Raw genomic sequence first — 22308 nt, 5'->3', positions numbered from 1 at the left:
TGAAGATAAGCAGGAAAGGGTTGTTACAATGGATCAACAATCGGCTGAAAAACGTGTAAGGGAATTACATGAACGTTTGAATCAATATAACTATGAGTATCATGTCCTGGATAAGCCCTCGGTGCCAGACTCGGAGTATGATCAGCTGTTAAGGGAACTGATTGACCTGGAAGATCAGTATCCGGAACTCAGGACAGCGGATTCGCCGTCCCAAAGAGTCGGGGGGACGGTCCTTGATGCATTTGAGAAAGTGGAGCATCGCAGTCAGATGCTGAGCCTCGGGAATGCCTTCAACGAAGAAGATCTCCGTGATTTTGATCGCCGCGTGCGCCAGGCCGTCGGGGATGATTTCTCTTACGTATGTGAATTGAAGATTGATGGTTTGGCAGTGTCCCTCCGCTATGAGGATGGCGTTTTCGTTCAGGGAGCGACCCGCGGAGATGGTTCCATCGGTGAGGATATCACCTCGAATCTCAAGACGATCCGTTCCATCCCACTGAAGATCAAAGAGCCTCTTTCATTCGAAGTACGCGGTGAAGCCTTCATGCCGAAACGTTCATTTGAAAGCTTGAATAAAGCAAAAGAGGAAAATGGCGAGGAGCCGTTCGCGAACCCGCGTAACGCGGCGGCGGGGTCATTACGCCAACTCGATCCTAAGATTGCTGCCTCAAGGAATCTGGACATCTTCCTTTACGCACTTGCGGACATCGGCGACACAGGGATTGAGTCCCATAGCGAAGGTCTGGACCAATTGGACCAACTTGGCTTCAAGACGAATCCTGAGCGCAAGAGATGTGCTACGATAGAAGAAGTATTGGACTATGTGGAGGGCTGGTCGGAACGACGTCCGGACCTTGCCTATGATATTGACGGTATCGTCATCAAAGTGGATTCCCTGGAACAGCAGCAATCCCTTGGCACAACGGCCAAGAGCCCACGCTGGGCCATTGCATATAAGTTCCCCGCTGAGGAAGTGGTCACAATCCTGAAGGAAATCGAACTTAGTGTCGGACGGACGGGCGTCGTGACACCTACCGCGATCCTTGAACCCGTAAGAGTTGCAGGGACGACGGTTCAGCGTGCATCGCTCCATAACGAAGACCTTATCAGGGAAAAGGATATTAAAATCGGGGATCATGTGGTCATCAAGAAAGCCGGTGACATCATCCCTGAAGTCGTAAACGTACTGGAAGAGAAGCGAACCGGCGAAGAGCAGGAATTCAGCATGCCGACACACTGCCCGGAATGTGAAAGCGAGCTTGTAAGGCTCGAAGGGGAAGTGGCGCTACGCTGTATAAATCCTAAATGTCCGGCTCAGATCCGCGAAGGACTCATCCATTTTGTCTCAAGGAATGCGATGAACATCGACGGCCTTGGGGAAAAGGTCATCAGTCAGCTGTTCAGGGAAGAGCTGATCGAGGATGTAGCGGATCTATATAAACTGGAACGTGAACAACTTCTTCAGCTCGAACGGATGGGGGAGAAGTCGGTAGACAACCTTCTCCAGGCGATAGAAGCTTCCAAAAAGAATTCCCTTGAAAAGTTACTCTTCGGGCTCGGGATTCGTCATGTTGGTGCAAAAGCGGCCAAGACACTGTCCCAGGAATTCATGACCATGGACAGATTGATGGAAGTGTCGAAGGATGAGCTCACGAATATCAACGAAATCGGTGATAAAATGGCCGATGCCATTGTCGCCTATTTTGAGAACGATGAAGTGAAAGAACTGGTCGGGGAACTGAAAGATGCCGGAGTGAACATGGAGTATAAGGGCCCTAAACCTGTGGCTGCAGCGGAGTCTGATTCCTATTTTGCAGGAAAGACCATTGTGCTGACAGGGAAGATCGAAAAACTGAGCCGGAACGAAGCGAAAGAGAAGATCGAGATGCTTGGTGGTAAAGTGACAGGAAGTGTGAGTAAGAAGACGGACCTTGTCATTGCCGGTGAAGATGCTGGATCGAAGCTTACGAAAGCCCAGGAATTAGAGATAGAAGTATGGGACGAGGACAAGCTGTTGGAAGAACTTAACCGATAAGAGGTGTGACAGGAATGAAAAAAAGGATATCGGCGGTAATGGCAGCCATGTTGGTACTTGGCGGCTGTGCGCCGACGTTTGAAAAGCAGGATCAAGTGGTCCAGGAAAATCAGGATAGCGAATCGAAAAAGGCCATCATTCCTAACTTTCAAATTTCAAACGACTATTATAAGACCATCCTTCCTTATGAAACGAGTAATACGAGGGGAATCGTCGTAAATGACCTTGGATCGAGATATGATATCAATGAAATAGAAGATGGATTGCTCCAAGTGGCGCAAAAGCAGTTTTCAACGGATAAGTATTTCTTTAAAGAAGGCCAATTCCTAAACAAGAAAACGGTTGATAGCTGGCTCCAAAGGAAATACACGACCGATCAACTTGCGGAAAAAAACATGAAGGAAAGCGATAACCTTGGGTTGAACCCGGTCCAAAACGAAGCCGGGAATGCTCCCATCTACTTGGCACACATCGTTGAACATAATTATCTGATGAAAAAAGATGACGATAATAAAGTTCAGCTTGGTGGTGTCGTCATCGCCCTTTCGTTGAATTCCGTCAATTATGAAACCAATCTTTCAAATGGGACGAGAGTCATTAAGCCAATCAGTAATGATGTGCTGAAGACCCAGGGAGCAAAGATGGCCGAAGAGATATTGAAGAGGATGCGTCAAAAAGACGACCTCAAAAATGTCCCGATCATGATGGCACTATATAAGCAAGCTCCAAAGCAGGAAGTGGTCCCGGGGCAATTCTTTGCGTATACGACCGTGAACGGGGGTTCTGAGACCATCCAAGACTGGAAAGGGGTCGATGAGAAACATTACATCTTCCCGTCTCCGGATGCTGCCGAGGATCACCCTAATGACAATAAAGTCTTCCAGGATCTGAAAAAGGAAATTGAAGACTACTTCCCGGTGTTCACCGGGGTAACGGGTGAAGCCCTATATCAGGATCAAAAGCTTTCCGACCTGAAACTTGAAGTGGCCCTTACGTTCAACGGGAAAACCGAAACCATCGGATTTGCCCAGTACCTCTCCAACCTGATTGGAAATAGTACGCCTGAAAGCTGGAATGTGGAACTTCTCATCAAGTCTTCATACGGCCCCGAGGCGCTGGTCGTGAAGAAAAAAGGAAGTAAGGAAACGTATCTTCATATCTATGAGTGATTGTTTTAATTTGAAAAACCGGCCGGGTGGTGGCCGGTTTTTTTGTTTGGGGGATTGTGAGAGGGTTGTTTCGAAACATGATCATTTATTGAATATTTTGGTAAAATACGCATAAAACGAAATTTTCGCGCGCAAAATGAAAAATCCGCGCACAAATGAAAATAATCGCGCACAAATTGAAATGTTGGCTCACAGGACCTGTAATTAGACTCACTAGCGGCCTTCAATCCATGTTTAAATCGGCATTTTTGGCTAGAGTGATTCGAGTTCTCCTAAAAGTGGCCATTCAAAATAGTGATTTATCCGATCTTAGCAGTCCATCTAGTTTTGCACCCAGCCTGGCACCTTCAACACGAACTCAATCCATGCTTCATCCCTAACTTCTATCCCAATTCCTCCGCAATTCCACTCCAAAACCCGATCTTATCCCCAGCCCCAACCACTCCTTTCCACGCATCAAGCCGCCAAACACCCGCCAACCCTGTCCACCATCACGCTCTCCGTCACGGATCCACCACCGCCCCCAATCCATTTCCACGCAACCCTAATCACCACCAACTCCCAACTCCAAAAGAACCCGCCAACAACCACCTCAAAAAAATTCACCTTGCAAATACATATCAATAAGCCAAATGGTTCAAACTAAAAGAGCTAACGTTAGCTTATTGGCAGAAGTGACAAATTTTTGTCACAAATCAATTTAATTTTATAAATTTTTATGAATGAATATAGCTATTTAAGCGCTTTCATAAAAATATATGCAAAAATAGTGAATAAAAATGCATATGGGACTATGTGTTCAGAATTTTCAGTATGTGTTTTTCTCCAATGTATGATAGCATTAATAACGTTGTGAACTTGTTACGGAAACATTGCTTCGCAGAAAAAACTTTTTCAAACTTTTATGAGTGAATAAGTTTACAACCTGTATGCATAGGGTAAAGGACTGTTGGACTTCTATTCCGTAAGGTCTTTTAGCATATGTCGAAAGTCGGATTAAGCACCTGACGAACATGTATACAAAATTTATTGAAAGGGGAATGCTGACACAACAATGGATATAGCTACTTTAATCACGTTTATTGTTTATTTAGTTGGTATGCTTGCAATCGGTATTATTTCTTACAAATTAACAAGTAACTTATCGGATTACGTTCTTGGAGGACGTAGTTTAGGACCGGGGGTAGCAGCGTTAAGTGCTGGTGCATCCGATATGAGTTCATGGTTATTGCTTGGACTTCCTGGTCTCGCTTATGCAATTGGTTTAGGTTCAATCTGGTTAAGTATTGGGTTGGTTATTGGTGCTTATTTAAACTGGAGATTTGTTGCTTCAAGACTACGTGCTTACACGGAAGTTGCAGACGATTCAATCACGGTTCCTGATTTCTTCGAAAATCGTTTCAAAGATGGATCTCGTCTTCTTCGTGTAATTTCAGCAGTGATCATCCTTGTATTCTTTACCTTCTATACATCGTCTGGTCTTGTCGGCGGAGCGCTATTATTCCAAGAAACGTTTGGGATGTCTTATACTTCGGCATTGTGGATCGGTGCCATCGTCATCATCTCTTACACATTCCTTGGAGGATTCTTGGCGGTAAGTTGGACTGACTTCGTTCAAGGGATTCTGATGTTCCTTGCATTGATCGTCACTCCGATTGTTGCGATTTCAGAGCTTGGCGGTTGGAATGCGACAGTGGATGCTGTACGTTCAGTCGATCCTGCAAACCTTGATACAATGAATACGATGACGGTAATGGGTGTCATCTCATTACTTGCATGGGGACTTGGTTATTTCGGTCAGCCTCATATCATCACACGCTTTATGGCCTTACGTACGACAAAGGATGTCCCTAAAGCGCGCTGGATCGGTATGAGCTGGATGACGGTCTCCATGATTGGAGCAGTTGTCACTGGTTTTGCCGGTATCGCTTACTTTGCTGACGCACCTTTAATCACAGGTGATGTCGATAACTCAGAGAAAGTGTTCATCTTCTTTACAGATGTACTCTTTAACCCTTGGGTATCCGGTATCCTGTTAGCGGCGATCCTGTCTGCAATCATGAGTACGATCGACTCCCAGCTTCTTGTATCATCAAGTGCGTTGGCGGAGGATTTCTATAAATCCATCATCCGTAAGAATGCATCTGATAAAGAGCTAGTGTGGGTAGGACGTATCGGGGTTCTCCTGATTGCGTTCATCGCCATCCTTCTTGCGATTCAAGGTAACCCTGCCAATGGCGGCGGAACGAAAATCCTTGATCTTGTAAGTTATGCATGGGGTGGATTCGGTGCCGCGTTCGGACCAATCATCCTTCTTTCCCTATACTGGAAAGGCATGACACGCAATGGTGCGCTTGCTGGTATGATCACAGGTGCTGTTACAGTCGTTGTGTGGAAGCAGCTTACAGTGGCAGAAATTATCCCGTTCTCTCTATATGAGATCGTTCCAGGATTCTTCCTTGCCATGCTTGCAATTGTGATCTTCAGTAAGGTTGGACCACAACCAAGCGAAGAGATCAAAGCTGAATTCGATGAAGCTGTAGCGAAGGATATTGTAAAATAATCTGATATTCACTAGACCCGTCAACATCGGTAAAACACCGGTGTTGGCGGGTTTTTTGTTTCACAAAAACTCGAATGCCGCTATTGCGAAATTTGTCGAAGGAAAAAATATGAAAAAGGGTTCCATCTCCGTTTTCTCTGTTATATAATACAAACATGATATAAATACTGTATTATAACAAATTGGGTTGTTTAATACACAAAGGAGGATGCGATGGAATCTCCATTGGAAGCTTGAAACCAGTGATATCAGCTAATTTATAACCCCGGATTACCCATCTTCTATAGTAACGAGGGCAGGGTGAAATCCGTATACGCTAACCAGAACTGTACCAATACAGGTACGACTGGGGTATAACCAGCAACGCATCTTAACAGACATTTCTAACTTACTCAAATCACTCATCGTAGAAACAACTCAACGAATTCCTCATCTTTGCAGACCCACCACCATTGGACGGAAAGTCAACCTGTCTTCATACACCAACGCATACTTAGAATTTTTTTTAAAAAATATACAGGGGATACCCTGAACTTATAAAAAGGGAGAGAAATCATTATGACAAATAAGAACGAGCGTATCAGTCAATTACAGGAAAGCTGGGAACTGGATGAACGATGGCAGGGGATCACAAGACCTTATTCCGCAGAGGATGTCATCCGTCTAAGAGGATCCATTGATATTGAACACACGCTTGCAAAACGCGGATCGGAAAAGCTTTGGAACCTCTTGCATGAAGAAGACTATATCAATGCACTTGGCGCATTGACAGGGAATCAAGCGGTCCAGCAGGTAAGGGCAGGGCTTAAGGCAATCTACTTGAGCGGCTGGCAGGTGGCGGCGGATGCGAATCTGTCAGGTCATATGTATCCAGATCAAAGTTTATATCCGGCAAACTCGGTGCCTTCTGTCGTCAAGCGTATCAATCAGGCGCTTCAGCGTGCCGACCAGGTCCACTACGTGGAGGATGACGAATCAATCGATTGGTTTGTGCCGATCGTGGCGGATGCGGAAGCAGGTTTCGGTGGACAGTTGAACGTATTCGAATTGATGAAAGGGATGATTGAAGCGGGCGCTTCTGCGGTTCACTTCGAGGATCAGCTTTCCTCAGAGAAGAAATGCGGACACTTGGGAGGCAAAGTGCTCCTTCCTACTCAAACGTCTGTTAAAAACTTGATTTCAGCACGTCTTGCAGCGGATGTAATGGGTGTGAAGACATTGATCGTTGCGCGTACAGATGCCAATGCAGCCGATTTGATCACGAGCGATGTGGATCCGTATGATGCGCCGTTCATTACTGGGGACCGTACGCCTGAAGGGTTCTTCCGGACGAAAGCAGGCCTTGACCAGGCGATTGCAAGGGGACTCGCTTATGCTCCGTACGCTGACCTTGTTTGGTGCGAAACATCTGAACCGAACCTGGAGGAAGCACGTCAGTTCGCAGAAGCGATCCATAAAGAGCATCCTGGAAAGCTATTGGCTTATAACTGTTCACCGTCCTTCAACTGGAAGAAGAAGCTGGATGACGAAACGATCGCCAAGTTCCAAGTTGAATTGGGTAAGATGGGGTATAAGTTCCAGTTCGTTACGCTCGCTGGCTTCCACGCGCTCAATCACAGCATGTTCGAGCTTGCAAGGGGATATAAAGATCGCGGCATGGCTGCTTATTCTGAGCTTCAGGAGGCGGAATTCGCTAGCGAAGTCCACGGCTATTCAGCGACAAGGCATCAGCGTGAAGTCGGAACAGGCTACTTTGACGAAGTATCGATGGTCATCTCCGGAGGTACATCGTCCACAACCGCTTTAAAAGGATCTACCGAAGCAGAGCAATTCTAAAAAAATAACAATGAAAGATTCAACGTACGTCCCTCACTGCTTTAAAGCGGTGAGGGACGTACGTTTGTTTTAGGGTGAAAGTAGGAAAACTATAAATTTATAAATATACTATTGATTTTATTTTTATGCAGTCATATAATTAGACCTAATTTAAAACAATTGAGGCGGTGAGTATGTAATGGAAGTAGGAATTGTAGGTTCTACAGGGTATGGAGGTGTAGAACTGAACAGGATCCTGTCGAATCATCCGGGTATCGAGAAATGCATTCTTTATTCGTCATCGTTGGATGGAGATGACTATACAGAACAATATCCCCATCTGATTGATTTAACGAATGAATCTGTTCGGAGCATCCAGTTTGATGAGATGAAACAGCTTGATGTTGTTTTCCTTGCGGTGCCTGCAGGCATCTCGAAGAACCTGACCCCGAAGCTTCTGGGAGGGAAGGCGAAGATCATTGATCTTTCCGGTGATTTGCGTTTGCAAGGGCCAGAAGAATATGAGCAATGGTACAAGGCGGAAGCGGCGGACGTTTCCATCTTGGGAGAGGCTGTTTATGGCCTGACGGAGTGCAACAGGGAAGCGATAAAAGGCGCGGACCTCATTGCCAATCCAGGCTGCTTTCCAACAGCAACTTTATTGGCACTTGCACCGGTCATGCAGGGGCATTTGATCCGTCCGGGTTCCGTTATCGTCGACGCCAAGACGGGGCTTTCAGGCGCAGGGCGAAAACCATCCCTTTCAAGCCACTATTCAGAGACGCAGGAGAATTTAAGAATATACAAGGTCCATGAACATCAACATACGCCGGAGATCGAACAGCAGCTGAACTGCTGGGCACACGAGCCGGCACCGATCACCTTTACGACGCATCTGATCCCGATGACCCGGGGGATCATGACGACGATTTATGCGGATCTCCTCGAAGAACGGACAACGGAGGAAATTCATGAAGAATACTTAAGGTACTATCATGAGAGCCCTTTTGTACGTCTACGTCCGATCGGTCAGTACCCCAGTACGAAAGAAGTGTGGGGAAGTAACTTCTGCGATATCGGAATGAAAGTGGATCAGCGGACCGGAAAGCTGACGATTGTATCCGTCATCGATAATTTGATGAAGGGAGCGGCCGGCCAGGCGGTGCAGAATATGAATATCATGTTCGGTTTAGAGGAAACAACCGGGCTTCAATATTATCCGATCTATCCATAAAAGGAGGAGAGAGAAGTGAGTGTCATTGAGAAAAAGACGGTCCTGAAGGTTGATGGGGGAGGCATTTTATCTCCTGCCGGCTTTAAGGCAGGCGGTCTTCATATCGGTTTACGCTACGAGAAGAAGGATTTTGGCGTGGTTTACAGTGAAACACCAGCCCAAAGTGCTGCGGTTTACACGAAGAGTCACTTTCAGGCGGCCCCCCTCAAGGTGACGCAGGAAAGCATCGGTGCAGGGGGCATCCTCCAGGCGATTGTGGTCAACTCCGCGATTGCCAATGCCTGTACGGGTGAACAGGGGCTGAAAGATGCCTATGAAACAAGGAAGATGATCGCGGATCGGTTCCGGCTCCCTGAAGCGTACGTGGCCGTTGCCTCAACCGGGGTAATCGGTGAGTGTCTCCAAATGGATAAGATGAAGAAAGGGTGCAGTGAGATATCGGTTCACGGTGATTATAACAGTGCGAAGTCCTTTCAACAGGCGATCCTGACAACGGACACAGTCGAAAAGTCAAGCTGTGTGGAAGTGATGATCGACGGTAGGACCGTCACCATCGGCGGGGCTGCCAAGGGATCCGGCATGATCCATCCGAATATGGGGACGATGCTCGGTTTTATCACGACCGATGCCGCCATTTCATCACCGGTCCTGCAAAGCGCGCTGAAAACTGCAATCAATACTTCTTTCAACCAAATCACCGTGGACGGTGAAACGTCAACGAATGACATGGTGATCGTGATGGCGAACGGAAAGGCGGGGAATAAACCGTTAAATGAGAACCATCCTGACTGGGGGCATTTTCAAGAGGCGTTGTCCCTGTTATGCGAGGACTTGGCAAAGCAAATCGCCCGTGACGGGGAAGGGGCGACGAAGCTCGTTGAAGTGGAGGTCGAAGGAGCCCATTCAACGGCTGCCGCGATGGTCATCGCGAAGAAGATCGTGGGATCGAGCCTGGTGAAAACAGCGATATACGGAGCAGATCCGAATTGGGGCAGGATCGTCGGGGCGATGGGCCACAGCGAGGTACCCCTAAGTCCTTTGACCTGTGACATTTACATCGGCGAGGAATGTGTCTTCTCGAACGGGACACCGCAATTATTCAATGAAAAAAGCGTAAGTGACTATATGAAAAAAGAAGAGCATGTGGTGATCAAGGTCTCCTTACAGGACGGTACCGGGGAAGGAAGAGCATGGGGGTGCGATTTAACGTATGATTATGTCAAAATCAATGCCAGCTACCGAACGTGATGTGCTTGTCATCAAGCTCGGAGGGAGTATCGTATATCGGTTGTCAGAGGAGTTCCTGAGTAGTTTGGTCAGCATGAAGGAGAAATATGAAGTGATCGTCGTTCACGGCGGGGGGCCTGAAATGACGAACACGCTCAAGAGGCTGGATATCGAAACAGTGTTCATCGATGGACAGCGGAAGACGACCATGCCCGTCCTCGAGGTAGCGGAAATGATCCTGAAAGGGAAAGTGAATAGTTATCTGACGAATCAGCTGAATCATCACGGGGTGAAAGCAGTCGGGTTGTGCGGTTATGATGCAGGCTTGTTGAAAGCATCCTTGATCGATGAGAAAAATCTCGGGCTTGTCGGGGAAATCAATGAAGTGAACACTCCGTTTCTCATCGGGCTGATTTCAAGTGGCTACCTGCCTGTCATCGCTCCGCTTTCGTGTACGGCTGAAGGCGACAGAGTAAATGTCAACGCAGATCTCGCTGCTGCGGCGATCGCGAGGGAAATGAAGGCAGAAAAACTTCTTTACGTGACCGATGTTCCAGGCATTTTACATGAAGGAAAAGTGGTTCAGGAAACCGATACGGAACAGATCGGGGACTGGATCGATTCAGGTGTGATAAGCGGGGGGATGATCCCGAAGGTCAAATCTGCTCTTTCCGTGTTGGCTGCGGGCATGAAAGAAGTGATGATCGTCGGGGGACAGCAGGAGATCTTCCAAGACGGGAAGTTCATCGGGACGAAAATGACGAATAAAGGAGAGGTGGCAACAACATGAGTTATCTATTCCCCACGTATAATCGATTGGATATCGAACTTGTTAAGGGCGAAGGGACCAAAGTGACGGATGCTGAAGGAAACACCTATCTTGATTTCATTGCAGGGATTGCCGTTTGCAACCTCGGTCATTCCCCGGCGGTCGTCAAGCAGGCCATCGCGGATCAGATGGATCAAATCTGGCATGTGTCGAATCTCTTTAAGATCCCTCAACAGGAAGAAGCAGCTGCTTTGCTAGCTGACATGAGCGGATTGGACGCCGTTTTCTTCTGTAATAGCGGAGCGGAGGCGAATGAAGCCGCAATAAAGCTTGCCAAGAAGCATAGTGGTAAAACCAAAATCATAACGTTCAAGCAATCTTTCCATGGACGCACGTTTGCAACGATGAGCGCAACGGGTCAGGAGAAGATCCACAGTGGTTTCGGTCCGCTGGCACCCCAGTTTGAATATCTGCCTTTTAATGATGTCGAAGCTCTTAGTGAATTGCAGGGAGATGATATTGCCGGGATCATGGTAGAGGTGATCCAGGGAGAAGGCGGTGTGAATATCGGGACGGAAGCCTTTCTGAAGGAAATCGAGAAGAAGTGCAAGGAACTTGATGCCCTGTTGATCATAGATGAAGTGCAAACCGGGATCGGCAGGACGGGGAAGCCGTTTGCCTTTCAGCATTACGACCTGAAACCGGATATCGTCACGTCAGCCAAAGGCCTCGGAAGTGGGTTCCCGGTCGGGGCAATGATGGGAGGGAAGGACCTCATTCAGAGCTTCTCGCCTGGTACCCACGGATCCACGTTCGGAGGGAATCCCCTGGCGATGGCAGCAGTGAAGGCAACACTCGATGCCATTTTCGATGAATCATTCTTGAATGAAGTGGCAAGCAAATCAGCCGCCTTCATCCAGCTTTTGAAAGAAAAAGTGGAGCCCCTGCCGATCGTCAAAGTAGTAAAGGGAACAGGCTTCATGATCGGGATCGAGCTGGAGTGCGAAGCGAAGGAATGTATTGAAAGTCTGAGAGGGAGCGGGCTCTTGACGTTACCAGCTGGGCCCGATGTCATTCGCCTTCTACCGCCTTTGACTGTTACAGGGGAAGAGCTTCAGGAAGCAGTTTCCATCATTGAAGGGGTCCTGCAATCACAAACGGCGGGGACAGCGTACTGATTTTTTTTACACTTACATGAATAAAAATAAAATTAAACTTATAAAAATTCAACCAGAGGAGGGGTTAGTCATGAACGGTTACTTGAGTTTAGAAAACGGAATGAATTTCGAAGGGGAATTATTCCGATACAGCGAAGAGCCCGTGATCGGAGAGATTGTTTTTTTTACAGGAATGACGGGTTATCAGGAGGTTCTCACTGATCCTTCCTATAAAGATCAAATTGTCGTTTTCACCTATCCGTTAATCGGCCAATACGGGATCAATGAGAATGATTCGGAAAGTGGCGTGCCGCAGGTGAAGGGAGTGGTCATGCTTCACTGTCCCGATGTTTATTCCCACTATCAAGCGACGTCCTCGCTTCAAGAATATCTGACAAAATGGGAGATTCCTTACATGACGGGGGTGGACACCCGTCAGGTGGTGAAGACGATCAGGGAACTCGGAAGCCAGAATGCCTGCATGAACGGGACACAGGTAATCCCGCAATCACACAAGCCGGGTGGACAGATCAAAAAAGTGGCATCTGAAGAATTGGTCAGCTATGGAACAGGCAAGACCCACGTGGCACTCCTTGATTTCGGAGTGAAGAAATCGATCCTCACAAGCCTTGTGAAAATGGATTGCACCGTAACGGTTGTCCCATTTGACCGCCTCGGCGAGCTTCCATCACTGAATGCCGATGCGATGGTGATTTCAAACGGTCCTGGAGACCCGAAGGAAATGGCCCACATACTGCCGATCCTGAAGGAGCACATCCTGAACCTGCCGACTCTCGGAATCTGTCTTGGACATCAACTGATTGCGCTTGCTCTCGGAGGGGATACGCGTAAACTCCTCTTCGGTCACCGTGGAGCGAATCATCCGGTCATCGACCATGGAACGGGTGGAGTGTACCTGACCTCTCAAAATCATAACTATGTCGTAGAAGATGATAGCTTGCAGGGAACGGACTTGAAGCCCCGCTTCTACAACGTGAACGACGGCTCTGTCGAAGGGCTGCAGCATGAGACGAAACCGATCCTATCGGTACAATTCCATCCGGAAGCGCGACCGGGTCCCGAAGATGCATCGTACATCTTTGAAGAATTCTATCAATCCATCAAACAACCAGGGAGAGAGAAGATTTATGCCTAAAGATTCTAGTATACAGAAAATCCTAGTCATCGGGTCGGGTCCGATCATTATCGGGCAGGCAGCAGAATTTGATTACTCAGGTACGCAAGGCTGTCTTGCCCTTAAGGAAGAAGGATACGAAGTCGTACTTGTGAACCATAATCCGGCGACCATCATGACCGACACCGAAAATGCCGACAAAGTCTACTGTGAGCCGCTTACCGTCAAAACCGTCACAAGCACCATTGAAAAGGAGAAGCCAGATGGACTGGTTGCGAATCTTGGTGGACAGACGGCCCTTAATCTGGCCGTGGAACTGCATGAAAAAGGGGTGCTCGATCAATTCGGAGTGAAGCTGCTCGGTACGTCGGTGGAGTCGATCCAGAAGGGGGAGGACCGTGAGAAATTCCGCTCGCTGATGAACGAGCTCGGGCATCCGGTCGCAGAAAGTGAGATTGTGGAGGATGTGGCAGGTGCACTGCGATTCGCTGAAAGGATCTCGCTTCCGATCATCGTGCGCCCCGCCTATACATTGGGGGGCCGTGGCGGAGGGATCGCCTCAACAAAAGAAGAGTACGTCAAGCTTGTCCAAACAGGACTGAAAGCAAGCCCGATCAATCAGATCCTTGTGGAGAAGAGCATTGCCGGCTTCAAGGAAATCGAGTATGAAGTGATGAGAGATTCGAAAGGAAATTGTATATCGGTGTGCAACATGGAAAACTTCGATCCAGTCGGTGTCCATACAGGTGACTCCATCGTCGTCGCACCTTCGCAGACATTGAGGGATCAGGAGTTCCATATGCTCCGGACCGCGGCGTTCGATATCATCAATGCGCTCGAGGTCGTGGGAGGGTGCAATATACAGTTTGCTTTAGACCCTAGCAGCAATCAATACTACGTCATTGAAGTCAATCCGCGTGTCAGCCGTTCATCGGCACTTGCTTCGAAGGCGACAGGATACCCGATTGCAAAGATCGCCGTCAAGCTTGCCGTCGGCTTCACGTTGAATGAGCTCATCAATCCGTTGACGAGGACGACCTACGCAAGCTTTGAACCAGCCCTTGATTATGTGGTCGTGAAGTTCCCGCGCTGGCCGTTCGATAAGTTCCCGGAAGGAAACCGCCTCCTTGGGACAAAGATGAAAGCGACCGGGGAAGTGATGGCGATCGAACGTACGATGGAAGCTGCTTTTCATAAAGCGGTCCAATCCCTTGATATCGGTTTGGAAGGTCTTTCCCTTAAGGAGGGGCTCGTGTCATTGCCGGATGAAGGGCTCCTTGAGGCAATCGAAAAACCGACCGACGTACGCTTCTTTCAGCTTGTGGAGTTGATGAGACGTGGGCATAGCACCGAAGAGCTTCATGCCGCAACCGGGATCGACCATCTGTTTCTGTCGGTCCTTGAAAACCTTGTTGGGATGGAGAAGAAGCTACAGCTTGACCCATTGGATGCTGAACGACTGGTGCTGGCCAAGAAATATCGATTTGAAGACCATGAAATTGCGAAACTTTCTGGTGTTGAACTAAGCGAGGTCATAGCAATGAAGCATGAGCAAGGCATCAAGCCGAGCTTCAAAATGGTCGACACATGCGCCGGCGAATTCGAGGCGATCACCAATTATGCTTACTCCACCTACTATGGTGAAAATGAAATCGAGCCATTGGCCGGCGGAAAGAAGGCACTCATCATCGGTTCGGGACCGATCAGGATCGGTCAGGGGGTGGAGTTCGACTATAGTGCCGTCAAGGCCAATCAACGACTTCAGGAACACGGATACAAAACGATCATCGTCAACAACAATCCAGAAACGGTCAGCACGGACTATGAAACGGCCGATCGCTTGTATTTCGAGCCGATCACGGAGGAAAGTGTCATAGCAATCATCGAGCATGAAGGCATTGATACCGTCCTCGTTCAATTCGGGGGGCAAACCGCCTTGAATCTTGCCCCGCTTTTGGAAAAAAGAGGGGTCCATCTGATGGGCATCACCTCGGATATCATCGATAGCGTCGAAGACCGTGACCGCTTCTATCAATTGCTGGATACACTCGAGATCCCGCGGGTCAAAGGGGATATCTGCCATAGTAAAACCGAAGCCCTTCATGCCGCTCTCGACCTCGAATTCCCGATTCTATGCCGACCGTCTTATGTCATCGGCGGAAAAGGGATGGTGAAGCTAGATTCCCCTCCTGAACTTCATAAATGGCTGCAGGAAGCAGACGAAGACTATTTTCCAGTCCTGGTCGATGAATTCAAGATTGGCATGGAAGCCGAGATCGATTTGGTCGCGGACGGGGAAACCGCCTATATCCCGGGAATCATGGAGCATGTCGAGCGCGCGGGTGTCCATTCGGGTGACAGCATGTCCGTTTTCCCTTCCCCAACTCTATCAAAAGAGGTCAAGGAAAAGATTGAAGCTTATGCGGGTAAAGTGGTGGCCGCCCTGGACTATAAAGGAATCATGAATATTCAGTTCCTGCTGCAGGGGGACGACGTATATATGTTGGAAATCAATCCGCGTGCAAGCCGCACCGTCCCGATCATCAGCAAGGTCATCGGCTTCTCGTTGATTGATATGGCGACGGACCTTTTATGTGACGGGAACCTGAAGGTGAGTTCGTTCCGTGCACCACTTGGTAGCGAGCTGGAGGTTGTCGCGGTGAAATACCCGGTATTCTCGTCCCACGCCCTTACAGAGCTTGATCAGACGCTTGGTGCGAATATGAAGTCGACTGGAGAAGGGATGTGCCTTGGACGGACGGTGGAGGAGGCGATGCATAAAGTATTTGAGCCTTTGCATGACCACATCGCATCAGGAGGCACGATGTTCATGGAGGGAAACCTTGATGGGCTGAAGGGCCAACAAGCGTCACAAGGCACCGGTTTCGATGAGTGGGTGGATTCAACGCAAGCCGCTCTTTATTTTAACAATGTGGATAATGAGGAAATGAAGAAGAAACGTATTCAGGCGTTGGAAGCGGGCGTGACCGTCATCACGGAAAGAGAAACACTTCTGGCTTTTATCAGAAGCATGAAAGTTACCGATATCGAACCGATTCCACTGGCAAAAACCAAAACGATGCAAGGAGTGAAATGATGATGACGAAATCAAATGCTGTCCTGTCACCATTCAAGAAGATTTCCCTGAAGGGGAGGGACCTACTGACTTGGCTGGATTATACAACGGAAGAGGTGCATGAACTTCTTTCGCTTAGTGAACATCTGAAGAAGAACCCGGTTTCCAAGAAACTCGAAGGAAAGACGCTAGGGATGATCTTCGAAAAGTCATCAACAAGGACCCGTGTCTCCTTTGAAGCGGGCATGCTTCAGATGGGCGGGCATGCGATTTATCTGAACTCCCGTGACATCCAGCTCGGAAGGGGCGAATCGATTGCGGATACAGCCAAGGTGCTATCCTCTTATGTCGATGCCATCATGATCCGTACGTTCGAGCATGAAAAAGTGGCGCAGCTCGCCGAACATGCAAGTGTGCCGGTCATCAACGGACTGTGTGACATGTACCACCCTTGTCAGGCACTTGCAGACGTATTGACGATCCTTGAGCTAAAGGGAAAGCTCTCGGGATTGAAGGTCGTTTATGTAGGGGATGGCAATAATGTCGCGCACTCCTTCATGATTCTGTGTGCAAAGCTTGGGATGGATGTCGTCGTTTCCTGTCCAAAAGGATATGAACCCGACGAGGAAATCGTTCAGGCTACGGTCCAACTGGCCGAAGGTAGCGGCGGAACATTCACGGTTGTCCATGATCCGGTGGAAGCGGTAGCGGGAGCGGATATCGTCTACACGGATGTGTGGGCAAGCATGGGGCAGGAAGAGGAGACAGTAGAGCGCCTTGGTGTTTTCGCCCCTTATCAGGTCAACGATGCGTTATTGTCACATGCCGCGGACGAAGTGAACTTCCTGCACTGCCTTCCTGCCCACCGCGGGGAAGAGGTGACGGCAGAGGTCATCGACGGCTTGAAATCCGCCGTGTTCCAGCAGGCAGAGAATCGACTTCATGTGCAGAAGGCAATTTTATTGTCAGTGCTTGGTGGATAAAACAATGATGTTTAAGACACTTTCCAGAGATGGGAGGTGTCTTTTTTATGGAAACTGAAGACATGCTGGTATCGTGAGGAATTTTTCAATCAACCCACCTGTACCCTTCATACACTGTTATAATGGAACTATGAAAAATTTTCCTTTTTCGAATGGAGGATGATGGGTGCGTGAGGAATAAGCTTATCTTTGGTTTTGTCTTTTTATTGCTGATTTCGGCCGTGGGACTTGCCGTGGCGCGTTTATCAATGCTGGCAACGGACGGAGTGAAATCTTTTTACAAAGATGAACAAGAGGGAGAGAAGTTTGGTGATCTTACAAAACCGTTAGAGACCGACACTAGTTTTTCAAGGTGGAGAGAGTTGGACGAGAAACCCCCGGAAGATCCGGAAGGACAAAGGTTCATCGTAGTCAAGTGGGGGAAGGAAATCGTAAGGGATCATCCAAGTTTCCTGGAAATGTTGAAAAGGTCCGCAAAGACTCCGCTTCCGTACATCCTTCTTTTACTAGCCATCTTACTGTTCAAGTTTTATAGGAGCAGAAAGAAGCGGAAGCGTAGATTCATAGACAGCTATGCTCTCAAAAAAGAGGAGCGGATTCAGGAAGCAGCTTCGCCAACGGATGAAGATGATGAGGCCGTATCTTCAGGAGAGATCCATCAAATCAGGGAATTGTTCAAGAAATGGGAAAAGGGGCTGCCTTTCCATCAGAGAAAAAGACCTCATGAGACTGTTCATGAATGGTTCCAACGGATTGAAGGACCATGGGGGATTGTATCGATTTATGAAAGGGTGCGTTATGGAGGGAAAGAGTCCTCTGAGGATGAACTGCGCCTAGTGAAAGAAACCTTAGCAGAAAAAGGGTGGTGACTAACTGCACCTAGAAAGGATGTTCAAAAAGGGGGAACTGCACATGATCGGATTGATGCTGCTGATGGTTTCCATTGCAGTCTTGATTGTTTTGTACCGGAAATCTGATAAAGAAGAACCGTATCTCGTACTGAAATTGGTGGGGTATACCGTCCTTGGCGCTGCCATGCTGACTGTGAACGGGATCCAGATCCCGATTGGGTTTGTGGTGTTCCTGCTCTTTTTCCGTACCATAGGGGTAAATGCCTGGAGTAAAAAGCGGGCCGCATATGCAGGGTTTGCAGTATTCCTGTTATCGGTGATTCTGTCATTTGCGGTCAGGGAATGGGATGAATGGCCAAGGAAGGTGACGCTCGAGCACACCAACTTTTATGAAGGAAGTCTTCTTGAGGAATGGGAAAAGATCAAGAAGGAACTGGACGTGGAGAACGAATATGGCATAAAGCTCACTGATTTCAGAATGGTCATTAGTAAAGAGGGGGAGTATGAGCGTCTGGATTTATCGCTGGTCGACGAATCGTATCCTGAAGTAGTCCATTATACCATCCGGCTTTCGGCGGACGGTGAATCCCTGAAAGTAAGGAGGAGGAAGACAGATGCGGAACAGTGGGGGCAGAACTCTTATACTGAAGCCGCTTTTGCCCTTACACAATTTGATCTGATAAACAAATCGATGCTGGATGATGGTAGCATGAACTACTACGAATTAAATTCGGACGGTCAGCGTATGGGTTATGACGTTCGGGACCAGAAGAACTTCCGCATCGACACGGCAGGGAAAAAGGAGCTCAAAAACAGCGAACTTCCAGTCAACGCGATCACCCTCGATGTTTGCGGTACGGAAGGGACCATCGATGAACATGGGACGATCTTCGAGTGTGGTCCGTTTGAACACTTTCTCTTTGACGTGATGGAAAGGAAGCTGGAATTGCATTCGGGGACCGCTTTGGAAATAGCAAGGAAGAGTTCCCCTGAAATCGACCAGTGGCTCACGGAACATCTGGGAGACAGGATCAGTCGGGAAGCGGATGGGGAGTATTTCCTTCTAGTCGATGGGAAAGAGAAACCCGTATCACAACAAGAATACATGAAAGCATTGAAGGAAACGCCAATGGTCGGGGTCAATGAAATGGGTGAAGAGAAGTGGAAGGTAACCGTGGAGAATCCATATGGGGATGCGCCTCATACAATGACATTTGAAATCGATGGATCTGGAGAGGATCCTGTGGTGACTGAGCTGGATTTCAGGTAACGTTTTGGATAAGGGGAAACCACTTTCTTACCCCTTCCTACACACAGTAGATGCGAGCTGTTTATAGTCCGGTACGTTGATATGCTGGCTCTTTCAGTTCAGATTGGTTAAAGAATAATGTTGATTCTAATCAGGTTCTAGCGGTTGATTGGAGTGCGGGACGAAGACTCCTGCGGGGAGAGTAGCTTATAAGAAAAGCGGAAGGGCTTTGAAGAGAGGCGTGTGGCATAAGACAAATGGGCCACGAAGGCGTACTTTGCCTTCTTGGTCGGTTTGGCTTATTATATCTGCCTCTAAGCCCTGCAGCTAGACATATGAGACCCCGGAGGCTTACGGGCTACCCGCGGAAAGCGAAGTCTTGCCTGGAAATCAACAGCGGTGTTTAACTGAGCACTGATTTTTTAAATTTTTTCCAACTGAAATCCCTTGTTGCATGAAAATGTTTGCATAAGTGAAAATGGGGGAGTATAAGGAAAGGTAAACAATTGAGCGGCCACTATCATATAGTGTAGTGACATTCAGCTAATATCCGCGGAGGTGCCGGAAGTGACTAAACCGACAATAGATGATTACTTGGAAAACGGGATGTACGGTCAGAAACAGACGAAGCCTGACGAGCGGCGAAAGTTTCTCGGAAGCTTACGGGAACGCGTCGTCATCGCCCTCACACAAAACCAGGTGAGGGAGAAGAAGGTGTATAAGGAAGTGGAAGAAAGCCTGAAGGAACATAAAGGTGCCAAGCTTCTGCTCAATGGGAATATGCATTATAGCTACCTTACGAAATATATCAAGCTCGCCGGACAATATGGGGTATCCTTTTCCATGGTCACCAATAAGGAAACGGAAACCGAAATCGGTCTGCTCCTTGCATATGATCACGCGATTGACAAGGAAGAGATCTATGTGACGAAACAACCGGACAAACCAGTCAATAAATCGAAGCCGAAGAATAAAAAAGGGCTCTTTTCTTCCATTAAGAAAAAATTATTCTGACTCTGACGCAGGTCATGCCGTCCAGCTCAACATCTTGAGTGGGCGGCATTTTTATGTCCAAAGGCTCACCGGCACACGCTAACAACACGAATCATGGCTTACAGGACTTGATATCCGATCCTTTCAGCTCATGCTATAGGGATTCCAAGGCGTGATCCCGACTCGTAAAACCGTTCCGGCCAGTCCTCGCCTATTGCTTTAACACCGCTAATTTTGGTATTATCAATAGTATTGCAAGTGTTCGAAACTTTATGGAGGTGAAGAGGATGTCTAGAATTTCAGAAGATCAGGTGAAGCATGTTGCACACCTTGCACGACTAGCCATCACAGAGGACGAAGCGAAAAAATTCACAAATCAATTAGATGCCATCATCGGGTTTGCAGAGCAGCTCAATGAATTAGATACAGGGAATGTCGAAGCGACCAGCCATGTGCTTGATATGAAGAATGTGATGCGTGAAGATAAGCCGGTAGAAGGGCTTCCACGTGAAGAAGTGTTGAAGAACGCACCGGACAAACAGGATGGACAAGTACGCGTTCCATCGATTTTGGACTAAGGAGGGCAACTCATGTCATTATTTGATCATAAATTATCAGAGCTTCATCAACTTTTACATAAAAAAGAAGTATCTGTCTCAGATCTTGTCGACGAATCATATAAGCGTATCGATGCCGTCGAAGATAAAGTAAAAGCATTCCTTACATTGGATGAGGAAAATGCACGTGCAAAAGCGAAGGAAATGGATGCGAAGCTTGGCACGGATGAATCGAAAGGCCTTCTTTTCGGGATGCCGATCGGAATCAAGGATAATATCGTCACGAAAGGTCTTCGTACGACTTGCGCCAGTAAGATCCTTGAAAACTTCAACCCAATCTATGACGCAACGGTCGTCAATAAATTACATAACGCAGATACGATCACAATCGGAAAATTGAATATGGACGAGTTCGCGATGGGGTCATCCACTGAGAACTCCGGATTCCAGAAAACAAGCAACCCTTGGAACCTGGAGACGGTCCCAGGAGGATCTTCAGGTGGTTCTGCTGCTGCGGTTGCAGCCGGTGAAGTTCCATTTTCATTAGGTTCCGATACAGGTGGATCGATCCGTCAACCGGCATCGTTCACGGGTACGGTAGGTTTGAAACCGACTTACGGACGTGTATCCCGTTTCGGGCTTGTGGCATTCGCATCTTCACTTGATCAGATCGGGCCGATCACGCGAAATGTAGAAGACAATGCTTATTTATTACAGGCCATTGCAGGTCTTGATCCGAACGATTCCACATCTGCAAACGTTGAAGTACCGAACTATGCAGAAGCGTTGACTGGCGACATCAAAGGTCTGAAAATCGCCGTGCCAAAGGAATACCTTGGCGAAGGAGTAGGAGAAGAAGCACGTCAATCCGTCCTTGCTTCTCTTAAAGTATTGGAGAGCCTCGGAGCGACTTGGGAGGAAGTGTCACTTCCACATTCCAAATATGGGGTTTCCACGTACTACTTATTGGCATCTTCTGAAGCGTCTGCAAACCTTGCACGTTTCGACGGTGTCCGCTACGGTTACCGCACGCCGAATGCCGACAATCTTCTTGACCTTTACAAGAAGACGCGTGCAGAAGGTTTCGGTGACGAAGTGAAGCGCCGTATCATGCTTGGTACATTCGCACTGAGCTCAGGCTATTATGATGCTTATTATAAAAAAGCACAGCAGGCACGTACATTGATCAAGAAAGATTTTGAAGATGTATTTGAAAAATATGACGTCATCATTGGACCGACAACACCGACTCCTGCGTTCAAAATCGGTGAAAAAATCGATGACCCACTTACGATGTATGCAAATGATATCCTGACGATCCCTGTCAATCTTGCAGGTGTGCCGGGAATCTCCGTACCGAACGGTTTCTCTTCAGACGGATTGCCGCTGGGGCTGCAAATCATCGGGAAGCACTTTGATGAAAGTACGATCTACCGCGTAGCACATGCATTCGAGCAGGCTACAGATTTCCATACAAAAAGACCACAACTGTAAG

Annotated in this window: 16 protein-coding genes; all 16 read left to right on the top strand. The window is 48.0% G+C overall.

Going from position 1 to position 22308, the window contains the following annotated elements; genetic code table 11:
• The first annotated feature begins 28 nt into the window (after positions 1–28).
• The gene (gene ligA, locus LCM10_RS14235; protein WP_224876926.1) at positions 29–2035 is read left to right on the top strand and encodes an NAD-dependent DNA ligase LigA; all 2007 of its coding nucleotides are present in this window, start codon (positions 29–31) and stop codon (positions 2033–2035) included.
• A 14-nt stretch (positions 2036–2049) separates the two neighbouring features.
• Positions 2050–3204: a CamS family sex pheromone protein gene (locus LCM10_RS14230; protein WP_224876925.1), complete on the top strand. Its 1155-nt coding sequence runs from the start codon at positions 2050–2052 to the stop codon at positions 3202–3204.
• Between the two features lie 1054 nt (positions 3205–4258).
• On the top strand, positions 4259–5767 hold the full coding sequence (gene putP / locus LCM10_RS14225; RefSeq protein WP_224876924.1) for a sodium/proline symporter PutP: 1509 nt from the start codon (positions 4259–4261) through the stop codon (positions 5765–5767).
• 558 nt (positions 5768–6325) lie between these two features.
• Positions 6326–7603, top strand: a complete 1278-nt coding sequence (gene aceA / locus LCM10_RS14220; protein ID WP_263621497.1) for an isocitrate lyase — start codon at positions 6326–6328, stop codon at positions 7601–7603.
• Positions 7604–7781: 178 nt separating this feature from the next.
• Entirely contained in the window at positions 7782–8816 is a 1035-nt protein-coding gene (gene argC, locus LCM10_RS14215) for an N-acetyl-gamma-glutamyl-phosphate reductase (protein WP_224876923.1), read from the top strand.
• A 15-nt stretch (positions 8817–8831) separates the two neighbouring features.
• On the top strand, positions 8832–10064 hold the full coding sequence (argJ, locus tag LCM10_RS14210) for a bifunctional ornithine acetyltransferase/N-acetylglutamate synthase (protein WP_224876922.1): 1233 nt from the start codon (positions 8832–8834) through the stop codon (positions 10062–10064).
• Complete coding sequence (gene argB / locus LCM10_RS14205) at positions 10027–10833, top strand: acetylglutamate kinase (protein WP_224876921.1); 807 nt, start codon at positions 10027–10029, stop codon at positions 10831–10833. Before argJ ends, argB begins: the two co-directional genes overlap by 38 nt.
• Entirely contained in the window at positions 10830–11990 is a 1161-nt protein-coding gene (locus LCM10_RS14200) for an acetylornithine transaminase (RefSeq protein WP_224876920.1), read from the top strand. The genes argB and LCM10_RS14200 overlap by 4 nt, the downstream gene beginning before the upstream one ends.
• Before the next feature lie 70 nt (positions 11991–12060).
• The gene (locus LCM10_RS14195) at positions 12061–13125 is read left to right on the top strand and encodes a carbamoyl phosphate synthase small subunit (RefSeq protein WP_224876919.1); all 1065 of its coding nucleotides are present in this window, start codon (positions 12061–12063) and stop codon (positions 13123–13125) included.
• Positions 13118–16201: a carbamoyl phosphate synthase large subunit gene (locus tag LCM10_RS14190; protein ID WP_224876918.1), complete on the top strand. Its 3084-nt coding sequence runs from the start codon at positions 13118–13120 to the stop codon at positions 16199–16201. Before LCM10_RS14195 ends, LCM10_RS14190 begins: the two co-directional genes overlap by 8 nt.
• Before the next feature lie 23 nt (positions 16202–16224).
• Entirely contained in the window at positions 16225–17163 is a 939-nt protein-coding gene (gene argF / locus LCM10_RS14185; protein ID WP_412103407.1) for an ornithine carbamoyltransferase, read from the top strand.
• Between the two features lie 170 nt (positions 17164–17333).
• Positions 17334–18032: a DUF4129 domain-containing protein gene (locus LCM10_RS14180; RefSeq protein ID WP_224876917.1), complete on the top strand. Its 699-nt coding sequence runs from the start codon at positions 17334–17336 to the stop codon at positions 18030–18032.
• Positions 18033–18075: 43 nt separating this feature from the next.
• A complete protein-coding gene (locus LCM10_RS14175) occupies positions 18076–19284 on the top strand; it encodes a hypothetical protein (protein ID WP_224876916.1) in 1209 nt (402 codons plus the stop codon).
• Positions 19285–19830: 546 nt separating this feature from the next.
• Positions 19831–20277, top strand: coding sequence for a YueI family protein (locus LCM10_RS14170; protein ID WP_224876915.1), 447 nt, complete (start codon positions 19831–19833; stop codon positions 20275–20277).
• A 266-nt stretch (positions 20278–20543) separates the two neighbouring features.
• On the top strand, positions 20544–20834 hold the full coding sequence (gatC, locus tag LCM10_RS14165; RefSeq protein ID WP_224876914.1) for an Asp-tRNA(Asn)/Glu-tRNA(Gln) amidotransferase subunit GatC: 291 nt from the start codon (positions 20544–20546) through the stop codon (positions 20832–20834).
• Between the two features lie 12 nt (positions 20835–20846).
• Entirely contained in the window at positions 20847–22307 is a 1461-nt protein-coding gene (gatA, locus tag LCM10_RS14160; RefSeq protein WP_224876913.1) for an Asp-tRNA(Asn)/Glu-tRNA(Gln) amidotransferase subunit GatA, read from the top strand.
• The last annotated feature ends 1 nt before the right edge of the window (position 22308 follow it).

The organism is Rossellomorea aquimaris (assembly GCF_020171925.1).
In the GTDB taxonomy this organism is placed as follows: Bacteria; Bacillota; Bacilli; order Bacillales; family Bacillaceae_B; genus Rossellomorea; species Rossellomorea aquimaris_F.
The sequence above is the reverse complement of the archived record's forward strand: the minus strand, read 5'-3'. Positions and strand labels throughout refer to the sequence as shown.

Coding starts and splice junctions, on each gene's coding strand:
- LCM10_RS14175 (WP_224876916.1), top strand. CDS start 18,076: ATGATCGGATTGATGCTGCTGATGGTTTCCATTGCAGTCTTGATTGTT.
- argC (WP_224876923.1), top strand. CDS start 7,782: ATGGAAGTAGGAATTGTAGGTTCTACAGGGTATGGAGGTGTAGAACTG.
- LCM10_RS14195 (WP_224876919.1), top strand. CDS start 12,061: ATGAACGGTTACTTGAGTTTAGAAAACGGAATGAATTTCGAAGGGGAA.
- aceA (WP_263621497.1), top strand. CDS start 6,326: ATGACAAATAAGAACGAGCGTATCAGTCAATTACAGGAAAGCTGGGAA.
- argB (WP_224876921.1), top strand. CDS start 10,027: ATGATTATGTCAAAATCAATGCCAGCTACCGAACGTGATGTGCTTGTC.
- putP (WP_224876924.1), top strand. CDS start 4,259: ATGGATATAGCTACTTTAATCACGTTTATTGTTTATTTAGTTGGTATG.
- LCM10_RS14230 (WP_224876925.1), top strand. CDS start 2,050: ATGAAAAAAAGGATATCGGCGGTAATGGCAGCCATGTTGGTACTTGGC.
- ligA (WP_224876926.1), top strand. CDS start 29: ATGGATCAACAATCGGCTGAAAAACGTGTAAGGGAATTACATGAACGT.
- gatC (WP_224876914.1), top strand. CDS start 20,544: ATGTCTAGAATTTCAGAAGATCAGGTGAAGCATGTTGCACACCTTGCA.
- gatA (WP_224876913.1), top strand. CDS start 20,847: ATGTCATTATTTGATCATAAATTATCAGAGCTTCATCAACTTTTACAT.
- LCM10_RS14190 (WP_224876918.1), top strand. CDS start 13,118: ATGCCTAAAGATTCTAGTATACAGAAAATCCTAGTCATCGGGTCGGGT.
- LCM10_RS14200 (WP_224876920.1), top strand. CDS start 10,830: ATGAGTTATCTATTCCCCACGTATAATCGATTGGATATCGAACTTGTT.